At 61.2% G+C, this 10,766-nt stretch carries 10 protein-coding genes and 3 tRNA genes; 7 read left to right on the top strand and 6 right to left on the bottom strand.

Annotation, left to right across the window (positions count from 1 at the left end; genetic code table 11):
* Together radA and PHD22_RS14770 are read left to right on the top strand one after the other, a co-directional pair.
* Window positions 1-1,097 (top strand): DNA repair protein RadA (gene radA / locus PHD22_RS14775; protein WP_299868475.1); only part of this gene is annotated, 1,097 nt, incomplete at its 5' end.
* A 178-nt stretch (window positions 1,098-1,275) separates the two neighbouring features.
* A complete protein-coding gene (locus tag PHD22_RS14770; RefSeq protein WP_299868472.1) occupies window positions 1,276-1,551 on the top strand; it encodes an HU family DNA-binding protein in 276 nt (91 codons plus the stop codon).
* Between the two features lie 113 nt (window positions 1,552-1,664).
* On the opposite strand, the gene PHD22_RS14765 is transcribed toward PHD22_RS14770, so the two are convergent.
* Together PHD22_RS14765 and PHD22_RS14760 are read right to left on the bottom strand one after the other, a co-directional pair.
* Window positions 1,665-3,824, bottom strand: a complete 2,160-nt coding sequence (locus PHD22_RS14765; protein WP_299868469.1) for a carboxy terminal-processing peptidase — start codon at window positions 3,822-3,824, stop codon at window positions 1,665-1,667.
* A gap of 156 nt (window positions 3,825-3,980) precedes the next feature.
* Window positions 3,981-4,361 (bottom strand): rhodanese-like domain-containing protein, encoded by a 381-nt coding sequence (locus tag PHD22_RS14760; RefSeq protein ID WP_299868466.1) that lies wholly within the window; start codon window positions 4,359-4,361, stop codon window positions 3,981-3,983.
* A gap of 382 nt (window positions 4,362-4,743) precedes the next feature.
* On the opposite strand from PHD22_RS14760, the gene PHD22_RS14755 reads away from it, so the two are divergent.
* Window positions 4,744-5,379 carry a DUF3429 domain-containing protein gene (locus tag PHD22_RS14755; RefSeq protein WP_299868463.1) on the top strand — a complete coding sequence of 212 codons (636 nt, stop codon included), beginning with the start codon at window positions 4,744-4,746 and terminating at the stop codon, window positions 5,377-5,379.
* Here the strand turns inward: PHD22_RS14755 and PHD22_RS14750 are convergent.
* The 3 genes from PHD22_RS14750 to PHD22_RS14740 form a co-directional block, all read right to left on the bottom strand.
* Entirely contained in the window at window positions 5,369-6,343 is a 975-nt protein-coding gene (locus PHD22_RS14750) for an NADPH:quinone oxidoreductase family protein (RefSeq protein ID WP_299868459.1), read from the bottom strand. The genes PHD22_RS14755 and PHD22_RS14750 overlap by 11 nt on opposite strands.
* A 66-nt stretch (window positions 6,344-6,409) precedes the next feature.
* A complete protein-coding gene (locus PHD22_RS14745) occupies window positions 6,410-7,024 on the bottom strand; it encodes a LysE family transporter (protein WP_299868456.1) in 615 nt (204 codons plus the stop codon).
* 11 nt (window positions 7,025-7,035) lie between these two features.
* Complete coding sequence (locus PHD22_RS14740) at window positions 7,036-7,743, bottom strand: fumarylacetoacetate hydrolase family protein (protein ID WP_299868453.1); 708 nt, start codon at window positions 7,741-7,743, stop codon at window positions 7,036-7,038.
* A 167-nt stretch (window positions 7,744-7,910) separates the two neighbouring features.
* Between PHD22_RS14740 and PHD22_RS14735 the strand changes: the two genes are divergently transcribed.
* The 3 genes from PHD22_RS14735 (at window position 7,911) to PHD22_RS14725 (ending at window position 8,361) form a co-directional block, all read left to right on the top strand.
* Window positions 7,911-7,987: transfer RNA gene (locus tag PHD22_RS14735), tRNA-Arg, on the top strand.
* Window positions 7,988-8,093: 106 nt separating this feature from the next.
* Window positions 8,094-8,170: transfer RNA gene (locus tag PHD22_RS14730), tRNA-Arg, on the top strand.
* 114 nt (window positions 8,171-8,284) lie between these two features.
* A tRNA-Arg gene (locus PHD22_RS14725) sits at window positions 8,285-8,361 on the top strand.
* Between the two features lie 57 nt (window positions 8,362-8,418).
* On the opposite strand, the gene asd is transcribed toward PHD22_RS14725, so the two are convergent.
* Window positions 8,419-9,351 carry an archaetidylserine decarboxylase gene (gene asd, locus PHD22_RS14720; RefSeq protein WP_299868450.1) on the bottom strand — a complete coding sequence of 311 codons (933 nt, stop codon included), beginning with the start codon at window positions 9,349-9,351 and terminating at the stop codon, window positions 8,419-8,421.
* Between the two features lie 22 nt (window positions 9,352-9,373).
* Here asd and PHD22_RS14715 point away from each other — a divergent pair.
* Window positions 9,374-10,766: aminotransferase class III-fold pyridoxal phosphate-dependent enzyme (locus PHD22_RS14715; RefSeq protein WP_299868447.1), on the top strand; the 1,393-nt coding region annotated here is incomplete at its 3' end.

Genomic DNA, 10,766 nt, shown 5'->3' with positions numbered 1-10,766 from the left:
TGATCGGTGGCGATCCGGGGATTGGCAAATCCACTCTTCTCCTCCAGGCTCTCGCCCTCTTGTCCGTGAGCCAGCGCGCGCTGTACGTGAGCGGGGAGGAGTCTGCCGAACAGGTGGCCCTGAGGGCCCAGCGCCTGCAACTGGATGCCCGGGGACTCCAGTTGCTGCCGGAGATCAATCTCGAGCGCATCCTGGGTACGCTACGGGAGGTAGGTCCCGAAGTGGCGGTGGTCGACTCCATTCAGACCATCTATTCAGAGACCCTGGGCTCTGCACCAGGCTCCGTCGCCCAGGTGAGGGAGTGCGCAGCCCAGCTGACGCGTTTTGCCAAGCAGAGCGGCACGACCCTGATCCTGGTCGGCCATGTGACCAAGGACGGTGCCCTGGCCGGCCCGCGGGTGCTTGAGCACATCGTTGATACGGTGCTTTATTTCGAGGGGGACACTCATTCGAGTTTCCGACTGGTCCGCGCCTTCAAGAACCGCTTCGGAGCCGTCAATGAGCTGGGCGTGTTTGCCATGACCGAGAAGGGCTTGCGCGGCGTTTCGAATCCATCGGCCATCTTCCTGTCCCAGCATGGGCAGCAGGTACCCGGCTCCTGCGTGCTGGTGACCCAGGAAGGTACGCGCCCGCTCCTTGTGGAAATACAGGCTCTGGTGGACTCGGCTCATAGCCCGAGCCCGCGACGCCTGTCTGTGGGCCTGGAGCAGAATCGCCTGGCGATGTTACTGGCCGTGCTGCACCGGCATGCGGGTGTGGTGTGTTTTGACCAGGATGTTTTCGTCAATGCGGTAGGCGGCGTCAAGATCACTGAACCTGCGGCCGACCTGGCCGTGCTGTTGGCGATCGTGTCCTCCCTCACCAGCAGGCCCCTGCCAAAAGCGCTGGTGGTTTTCGGTGAGGTGGGCCTGGCAGGGGAGATCCGTCCCGCCCCGCGGGGACAGGAGCGTCTGAAGGAGTCTGCCAAGCTTGGCTTTACCCTCGCCCTGGTTCCCAAGGCAAACGCACCCAAGAACGACATCCCCGGCATGCGCGTGATCCCTGTCGACCGCATCGAAGAGGCGCTGGAGCGGGTTCGCGAGCTTGGCCAGGGTTGAGCAGCTCCTTTTTGCCAAGAAATCTTTCCTGAACCGCGTAAAACCTAGAGATAGCCGCCACAGGCGGAAAAGAGCGTTGTAAGCTAACGGCTGCGGGTAGGGCTTGCGCCAGTGAATGCAGGGCCGACCCATGGGGCTCTCTGATCAACCCCTTTCTTTCACCTACCAAAGACGAGCTATGAACAAGACTGAACTGATTGATGCGCTGGCTGGCAAGAGTGGCCTGACCAAGGCGGAGGCAGGTCGCGCCGTGGACGGCGTGATGGACCTCATCACCGAGACCCTGGCCAAGGGTGAGAGCGTTACGCTGGTCGGTTTTGGCACCTTCGCCGTGGGCGAGCGCGCTGCCCGTACCGGTCGCAACCCCCAGACCGGCGCCGAGATTCAGATCGCTGCCTCCAAGCAGCCCAAGTTCTCCGCTGGCTCCAAGCTCAAGGACGCGGTCAACCGCTAAGTCGCTGCCCTGGCTTGCCGGGGAAGTCCGGCACAACAAAATGGCGATCTCCTGGATCGCCATTTTGTTTTACGGATCCGGCTGTTGGGTTTGCTGGATCAGTGCCTGCAGATTTAGCGAAGGATCTGGGTTGCCTGCCGGCTCTTGTCATTGCGCAGCACGAGCTGGGTTCTGTCTCCCTGCAGCTCGGCCACATCAGCCACAATGCGCGCAGCTTCATCCAGCAATACGTCCTTGGCATCCTTTCTGGCCTTCTCGACAGCCAGATCGGCGGCCAGGCTACGCTCACCTGCCTGCAGGCCGTCATCCCTCAGGGCGGCAATCCCGTCGCTGCCCTCGAGCTTCTCCCGAGCCTTGAGCCGGGCTTCCCTGGCCTCCTTTTCCTTGCGCCGCTCCGTTTCATTGAGGGAGATCAGCCGGCTGGCCTTCAGACGCTGAACTTCCGCCACGTCCTCCAGCAGCAGCTGGAAGCGCTTGTCTCGAGCAACCCGGCTAGCATGACGACTCTGCAGGGCGGGAACCATGTCCCTGAGGTTGCCCACGGGCTTGAAACTGGCCGAGTCGATGGTGGTCCAGGGCAGGGCGTTGTCGTAACTGGATTCGCCGAACTCATCCGGATCGGACACGGAGGGAAAGCGGATGTCGGGCATGACCCCCTTGAGCTGGGTCGTTCCGCCGTTGATCCGGAAGAACTGCGCCACCGTCAGCTTCACGTCACCAAACTTGCGCTTGTCGTTACGGGCCACTTCGTCGAGATTCACCAGGGTCTGGACAGTGCCCTTGCCAAAACTTTGCTCACCGATGATCGGAGCCCGCCCGTAATCCTGCAGGGCGGCCGCTACAATCTCTGAGGCAGAGGCTGACGCCCGGTTGATCATCACCGCCATCGGTCCGTCCCAGGTGACACCGGGCTTTTCATCAGATTCGATGCCGATCTTGCCATCGGTCCGACGTTGCTGAACGACCGGGCCCTTGTCGATGAACAGTCCAGTCAGCTCGACAGCTTCCTTCAGGGATCCCCCACCGTTATTGCGCAGGTCCAGGATCAGGCCTTCGACCTTCTCCTGTTTCAATTCGGCGATCAGGCGGGCAACATCGCGGCTGGCGCTGCGGAAATCCTTGTCACCCCGGCGGCGGCCCTCGAAGTCCTCGTAGAAGGTTGGCAGGCTGACGACGCCGATCTTCCGGGCAGAAGCACCGTCGCCAAGGCGGATCACGGATTTCTTGGCAGCCTGCTCCTCGAGCTTGATCTTGTCGCGGAGCAGCACAATCTGCTTGTGCTTGCCATCCGGGCCGGCATCTGCAGGCAGCACATCCAGGACCACACGAGTGTCCTTTGTACCGCGGATCAGCTTGACCACCTCATCCACTCGGGAGCCCACCACATCGGCAACCGGCTTGTCATCCTGGCCCACTCCGACGATCCGGTCACCCACCGCCAGCCGACCCGAGCGAGCCGCCGGCCCACCGGGGACCAACTCGCGGATCGTGATGTACTCGTCCCGTTCCTGAAGCACAGCACCAATGCCCACCAGAGACAGACGCATCGAGATGTCGAAATCGTCCGACGCGCTATGGCCCATGTAGTTGGTGTGAGGTTCGATGGACATGGCGTAGGCGTTCATGAAGATGGAGAACACATCCTCACTCTTGTTGCGACTGGAACGGGCCAGGTAATTGTCGTAGCGCTTGCCCAGGGTCTCGCGAATCGACTTGTCGTCCTTGCCTGCCAGCTTGAGACGCAGCCAGTCGTTCTTGACGCGCTTGCGCCACAGATCCTGGGCTTCAGCATCGTCCCTGGGCCAGGGCGCCTTGTCCCGGGCGTAAGGGTAGTTTTCCTGAAGCGAGAAATCGAATCCCTTCCGGAGCTGATCGCGGGCGTAGGTCAGACGTTCGATACTCCGCGCCTCGAAGCGCTGGAACATGAGGAAGGGTATGTCCAGATTGCCCCGCTGAATGGCGTCATCCAGACGGGTGCGTGCCTCGGCGAAACTGTCCACGTCAGCCTGGGTGAAAAACAGCCGCTCCGGGTCCAGCGCCTTCAGATAACGGTCAAAGATTTTTTCAGACAGCGCGTCATCAAGGGGAACCGACTTGTAATGGTAACGACCCAGCAACTGAGCGCTCAGGTAGGCAGTCTGGGCCTGCTCCTGGGTCGGGGCCAGCCGAGGGGCGGCGGTTGTGGCCGACACATTACCGACAGCCATTCCGGTGGAGGCCGCTGGCCCTGCAAACGCCACGGCCATGAGGGCCCCGATCAAACGCTTCTTCACTGGCTTGCTCCGCATGAACAGTCAAAGATACATGACAAACCATGACCTTACATGGCTGTCTGGCAACAGTCGACAGGCTGGAGCCGGCAGGGTTCGCTGGTGCTGCGTAAAAGCCTGAAAAGAGGGTAAACCCTGGCGACTCAGCCTTCCCTGAGTCTATTCGAAGGACGGAAGGGTAGGGCGGGCAACCGGCTTGCCCGCCCCAGTCCAAGCGTCGAAGCCCCCCGCGAGAGAGCGCACATGCAGATAGCCCATGTCGGCCATGGCTGCCGCAGCCAGAGCAGCTCGACCCCCGGTCTTGCAATAAACCAGCACCCGAAGATCGCGAGTGGAGAGCTCAGGAGTATTGCTGAGGCGGAATTCCAGCATGCCGCGGGGAATAAGGATCGCTCCGGGGATGTGGCCTGCAGCGAATTCATCTCCTTCACGTACATCGATCAGGAGATCGGCATCCCGGATTGCTGGTTCGGCGTCGTCGAGGGCAACTTCCTGGATCCGGGCTTTGGCAGCCACTACGAGGTCGTGGGCAGTCTTCATGAGTTTGTTCTCTTCAGTGAGCGCCCGAAGGGCGGAGAAGAGAATATTAGCAAATTCTGCTTTTTGAATTGTTCGATCCCCGAGCGGGACAAGCCAACGGCCCGAAAAAAAGGCCGGCCTGTTGTGAGCGGCCGGCCTGGCTCCAGAAGATGAGCAGAAGGCTGCGACGCTGTGGGATGGAACGCCGAAGCTGCCTCTACCTTAATTTGACGTAGACAAAAGTCAACGCAAGTTTTTAAAAAACAGCCTCTCGTATAAACATGAACTAATAAATATCAATATTTTCTATAAAAATTGGTTGATGAATTTGTTTGTTTGTTTTTCTTTCAGCCAGTGCTAATCTATTTTTGTCCAGGACAAACATGAAAACCGGAGGCTTGTCATGAATGCTTACCCACACCTCTCCAACCTTCACCCCCAGCACTCACCCGTCGCGGCATCAACGGCTTACCTGCTCGTGATGGGAGGACTGATTCCTTTCGTCAGCCTGGCGGTCGCGTCTGTCTTGATGGATGGCGCCCACGCGCCGCTGCTGCACCATCCCCTTGTGACCTACGGTGCGGTAATCCTTTCTTTTGTCGGTGCATTGCATTGGGGAATTGCCATCAGTCACCCTTCCGGTAGCCGGAGTGACCGTTCAGTGCTCCTCTGCTGGAGCGTCGTGCCGGCCCTGCTGGGCTGGTTCGCCCTGATGCTCCCCATGGGTATCGATCTGGGTGTGCTGGTGCTGGCCTTCTGTCTGCACCTGCTTTTTGACCTGCGGGCGATGCGTCGTCATGTGCTGCCCGCCTGGTATCGGCCCGCCCGGATCCTGGCGACGACGGTCGCCAGCCTGTGCCTTCTCGCACCGCTGGTGTTCGGACAGACCTTATCCCTCTCCACTGACCCCCACGCCCTTTGGAAGGGGATGCAGGGGATTGAGTCACCGGAGCGTTGTCCGGCTGGCGGCAGTGGCGCGGTCGGTACGGGGATACAGAAAGAGGAAGGACACGCTCCCAGGTGGGCCGTCAGGGCGTAATCAGCAGCTTGCCCGTGGCACGGCGTTCGGCCAAAACCCGGAGAGCTTCGCCAGCATGTTCTATGGGGTAGCGGCCCTGGATGGGAGGGCGCAGGGTGCCGTCGGCAATACCCGCCAGGACGGCAGCCACCTGCCGATGACAGGACTCTGGTTCGCGGCGAAGAAACTCATCCCAGAAGACCCCAAGCAGATCGCAGCCCTTGAGGAGGAGCAGGTTGGCAGGTACGCGGGGAATCTCTCCTGCTGCGAAGCCGATGATCAGCACCCGCCCCCGCCAGGCAGTCGCCCGGACTGCCGCTTCGGTGTAGGCGTCGCCCACCACATCCACAACGATATCGGCCCCTCGTCCCGCGGTGGCTGCCTTGACGGCCTCCTTAAGAGCCTGCTCCCGGTAGTTGATCCCCAGACAAGCCCCAGACTCGGCGCACAGTGCAAGTTTGTCGTCACTGCTGGCAGCGGCAATGACCCGGCAGCCGGCAGCCCGGGCAATCTGCACGGCAGCCAGTCCCACGCCGCCTGCCGCCCCCAGCACCAGCACGGTTTCACCCGGCTGCATGCGTGCCCGGTCATGGAGGGCATGCCAGGCGGTAGCATAGGCGACCAGGGCGGCGGCGGCCACATCAGAAGCGACCTCATCCGGCAGCGGGAAAACCTGGCGGGCCTTGGCGCGGGCCTTTTCTGCATAGCCGCCGAAGGAATTGAAGGCGAGGACCCGCTGACCCAGCTGAAAACCCTCGACCTGCGCGCCTATCGCGCTGATCCGTCCGGCAAACTCGCCGCCGGGGGAGAAGGGCAGGCCTGGCTTGAGCTGGTAGCGCCCCTGGACGATCAGCGTATCGTAGTAATTGACCCCCGCAGCCTCCACTTGAACAATGACTTCATCATCGGCGGGGGTCGGGTCGGGCAGCTGTCCGGCGTGATGCTGATCCAGGGGGCCAAAGGCGTGGCAAAGGTAGGCGCGCATGTCGTCATGGGTTCCTTGAGGATTCCGGGTGAGGGGATGCTGTTTTAACGAATGGGCAGGGCAAGCCTACTGGCCGCTGACCAGCCGGATCCCGAACCCGACCAGAAAAAGGCCCGCCAGCTTCTCGACGATTCCTGAAATCCGTGAATTGTCCTGGAGTCGTGCAGCCAGAAGGCGGACAAGGGTAATCGCAATGAGGCAGTAGGTCAGGGTCAGTGCCGCAATCGTGGCAGCCATGAAAGCGAAGGTGATCATGCCCTGGTGTCGGGAAGGATCGACAAACAGAGGGAAAAAAGCCATGTAGAACATGATGGCCTTTGGATTCAGCAGGGTGATGACCAGGGCCTGCCGCAGGTAATGACGCGGCTGAATATTCAGGATGGGCCTGGCGCCCGGCTTGGCGGAAAGCATCCGGAAACCCAGCCAGGCCAGATAAGCGGACCCGACCCACTGGACTGTCCCGAGCGCCAGAGGGTGGGCTGTCAGCAGGGTGGCGACGCCACCCACTGCCAGCCACATGAGGATCTGATCCCCGAGAATCACCCCGCATGCTGCCCCAAGGCCTCCAGGAACCCCCCCTTTTCCGGTGGACGTGATCAGCACCAGGTTGCCAGGCCCGGGGATCATCAGGAACAGGATCACCGAGGCAACGAAGGTGCCGTAGTCTGCAACCCCCAGCATGGTGATCCCCTTTACTCTGGACTGTCGATGGAGAGACGGACCCGGCCGACGCCTTCGATCTCCCCCTCAAGCCGGTCTCCCGGGTGGAGCGGGCCCACACCTTCCGGGGTGCCGGTATAGATCAGATCGCCGGGCTGCAGGTGATAGAAGGTGGACAGGTCGGCGATCAGTTCCCGGACGGTCCAGATCATCCGGGAGAGGTCAGAGGACTGACGGCGCTCCCCGTTGACCTCCAGGGAGATGGACCCCCGATCCGGCAGGGTGTCCCCATGCAGAGGACGGAGAGGGCCGCATACGGCGGCCTGCTCGAAATCTTTCCCCAGGTCCCAGGGCTTCCCTTCTTCTTTGGCCACGGACTGGAGATCCCGCCGGGTCAGGTCGAGCCCGCAGGCATGGCCGAAAATCAGCGTGTGGACGTCGGTCGGTGCGATCCGGAAGCCGGAAGCGCCGAGGGCCACCACCAGCTCCGTCTCGTAATGAAAGTCGCCGGTGCCCGGCGGATAAGGAATGGCAGCTCCGCTCTCCACCAGATGAGCGCTGCTCTTGATGAAATAAAAGGGACGGGCTGTCCGCCTGTCCACCGGGCGTCCCATCTCCACCGCGTGAGCAGGGTAGTTGCGCCCGACACAGAAGATCCGGTGGACGGGGAATCGGGCGGTCATGCCCTCCACGGCGAGGGAGGGTGGAGCGGGCGGCGTCCATAGGTAAGTGGTGGGCATGGCGATCCTTTGAATCCGGGAGCCGGTAGCAGATGGGCAAGCTCAAGAGCTTAACCAGTGCTCCGTCAGGAAGGCAGGATTTTTAACCGGACGACGGCGCAGGATCAAAATTTTTGACGGCGGCCTTCCATTTTTGTTTTCTCTATGTATAATCTCGACCTCTCGACGCGCTCGTAGCTCAGTTGGATAGAGTACTTGGCTACGAACCAAGGGGTCGTGGGTTCGAATCCTGCCGAGCGCGCCAAGTCTTGCCAGACTAGGTATTACCAGAGAAATTTAGTGTGAATTGTTTTAATGATTGTGAGGGTTGTTGAGCGATCAATGACTTATCCAGTCGGATGCTGAAAAGTGCGCTCGTAGCTCAGTTGGATAGAGTACTTGGCTACGAACCAAGGGGTCGTGGGTTCGAATCCTGCCGAGCGCGCCAAAAGATTGAAGTCGCTCCAAGCGGCTTCCTGAGCTGAAGTGCAGGCCCCATGAAGGCAAGCATGGAAGCTGATTGTGAGTAACAGGTCGCTGGTGTTCAGGCGGCACAAATAAAGCGCTCGTAGCTCAGTTGGATAGAGTACTTGGCTACGAACCAAGGGGTCGTGGGTTCGAATCCTGCCGAGCGCGCCAGTCAAAGGGCAGATACCATCCGGTATCTGCCCTTTTTTGCCTGTTCTCCTGAAAAATTCACAGGGCAGGGCTGACCAGCAGGGCTTCGCCCATCCGGATGGGACTTCCATTACCAAGGCCTTCTGCCAGCCGATAGCCCCCGGGCGCAAAAACGATGATCGTGGAACCGTGCTCGAACCAGCCCATTTCCTGCCCCTTGTCGAAGCTGGCCCGACCCGGCATCTCATGGGGGCCTCTGTAGCGAAGGTGCAGGAGCACGTTCAGCCAGTGAAGACGGATGCTGGCGACCAGAATGGCGGCGACCGGAACCAGCGTCAGTACTGCCCCCTCTTTCCGGAGCCGGGTACGGATGACAGCCCGCTCATTCTTGCAGTAAAGGCCCGCGATCCGCTTCAAGGCGGGCGGATTGACATTCCAGACATCTCCGGAAATGTAGGTGACGTGCTCCACCTCCAGATCGGCCGGCGCGTGGAAGCGGTGATACATGCTGGACTTCAGGCGCAGGGTCACGTAGCTGCCATCCCGGTATTGTTCCACCAGCTCGGGCTTCCCCAGAAGATCAATCAGGGGATAGGGGGCATCCTTGGCCTGGAGCACCGTCGTGCCCTCCACCTGCCCGCAGGCACCCACGATCGCATCGCAGGGGCTGGTCAGTACCCGGGGGTCCGGGTCAATCGGGCGAGTCCCCGCCTTGAGTTCCCGGGTGAAACAGTCATGGATGCTCCGGAATTCCGTCTTGCGTGCCTCTGAGAGATCCAGATCGGCAAACAGCCTCCAGACCCTGATGGACAGCTTCACCAGCAGCGGGTGTTCAATCTTGCTGAACCATCCCATGAAACGAGTCAGCAGGGCCCGGGGTAACCGGTTGGTGAGCAGGAAGTTCAGATCCTCCTGTTCAATCAGACGATGCAGGCCGTGGCGGGTGGAGGAGGGCGTCGGATAGGAAGGGTCGGTCATGGCACTGTAATGGCAGTCGGTTAAATCAGTCATCTTTCGATTGCGGAGATCGCGCGTGGAAGATGCATGGATGTGGGCCAGCCTGGGGGCCATAGCCCTGCCTGGCCTGGTGATGAAGGCCAAGCGGCGTCTGGAGCTGTCGAAGGGCAAGCACCGTTCTTTGGCCGGACATGCCAGGATGTCCCGGCGGGTGGCGCGCTGGCTGCCGTTCTATGAATACGATGAAGGAACATTCTTTCGGGCCGATGACGCCCCGCCGGACATCGCCTCCCGTCGTCGGGACGCCTTCTTCCGGCTGGCCGATCTGTACCGGACCCGGTTTGCCCATAGTGCAGCCCTGAGTGCCGAGCTCCAGGAGGGGGTATCGGACCTCCAGTTCACCAGCCGCTACCGGGTTCCCTTCCAGTTCAGCGGCCTGGTCCGTCAGCATCTGAAGGGGGGCAGCATCCTTCAGTCCGCCCGGGGGGTGACGGTGACCGACCTGGACGGGAATGTCTTTTACGACCTGGCCGGCTCCTACGGGGTGAATGTGTTCGGCTACGATTTCTACAAGGAGTGCATGACCCGCGGTGCCGAGCGGGTCGAGGCGTTGGGGCCGGTGCTGGGGGCCTATCATCCCTTGCTTGCCTACAACGTCCGGCGCCTCAAGGAAATTTCCCGGCTCGACGAAGTGTCCTTCCACATGTCGGGAACCGAAGCGGTGATGCAGGCCGTGCGCCTGGCTCGCTACCACACCGGACGTAGCCACCTGGTACGTTTCTGTGGTGCCTACCACGGCTGGTGGGGAGATGTGCAGCCGGGCGTCGGCAATCCGCTCGCTGCCGGGCACACTTACACCCTGGACGACATGCACCCGGACGCCTTGCGGGTACTGTCCCGACGCACGGATATTGCCTGCGTATTGATCAATCCTCTGCAGGCCCTTCACCCAAACGGCTCGGCCCCGAGCGACTCTTCCCTGGTGGACAGCAGCCGGCGAGCCGCTTTTGATCGGACGGCGTACACGGCCTGGCTGAAGACACTTCGACGGGTGTGCTCCGAGCGGGGGATCGTGCTGATTTTTGATGAGGTGTTCATGGGCTTCCGGCTGGCCCCGGGCGGGGCACAAGCGTACTTTGGGGTTCAGGCCGATCTGGTGACCTACGGCAAGACCCTCGGTGGTGGATTGCCCGTGGGTGTGGTCTGCGGCAAGGCAGCATTCATGCAGCGCTTTCGGGAGGACCGGCCGGCAGACATCTGCTTTGCGAGGGGAACCTTCAACGCCCATCCTCAGGTGATGGGGGCCATGGCCGAATTCCTCGAGCGTCTTGACACTCCGCAAGTCCAGGCGCTGTACTCCGGGCTCGATGAGCTCTGGAACAGCCGGGCACAGCGCTTGAATGCCTGCCTGGAGGCTCAGGGGCTACCGGTCAGGGTAGCGAACATGTCCACCGTCTGGACCGTTCATT

Source organism: Zoogloea sp., from assembly GCF_028693495.1.
GTDB lineage: Bacteria > Pseudomonadota > Gammaproteobacteria > Burkholderiales > Rhodocyclaceae > Zoogloea.
This window is presented reverse-complemented; position numbering and strand designations above follow the sequence as displayed.

Excerpts from the sequence above, each read along its gene's own strand:
- PHD22_RS14770 (WP_299868472.1), top strand. The coding sequence starts at position 1,276 with ATGAACAAGACTGAACTGATTGATGCGCTGGCTGGCAAGAGTGGCCTG.
- PHD22_RS14760 (WP_299868466.1), bottom strand. The coding sequence starts at position 4,361 with ATGAAGACTGCCCACGACCTCGTAGTGGCTGCCAAAGCCCGGATCCAG.
- PHD22_RS14755 (WP_299868463.1), top strand. The coding sequence starts at position 4,744 with ATGAATGCTTACCCACACCTCTCCAACCTTCACCCCCAGCACTCACCC.
- PHD22_RS14750 (WP_299868459.1), bottom strand. The coding sequence starts at position 6,343 with ATGCGCGCCTACCTTTGCCACGCCTTTGGCCCCCTGGATCAGCATCAC.
- PHD22_RS14745 (WP_299868456.1), bottom strand. The coding sequence starts at position 7,024 with ATGCTGGGGGTTGCAGACTACGGCACCTTCGTTGCCTCGGTGATCCTG.
- PHD22_RS14740 (WP_299868453.1), bottom strand. The coding sequence starts at position 7,743 with ATGCCCACCACTTACCTATGGACGCCGCCCGCTCCACCCTCCCTCGCC.
- asd (WP_299868450.1), bottom strand. The coding sequence starts at position 9,351 with ATGACTGATTTAACCGACTGCCATTACAGTGCCATGACCGACCCTTCC.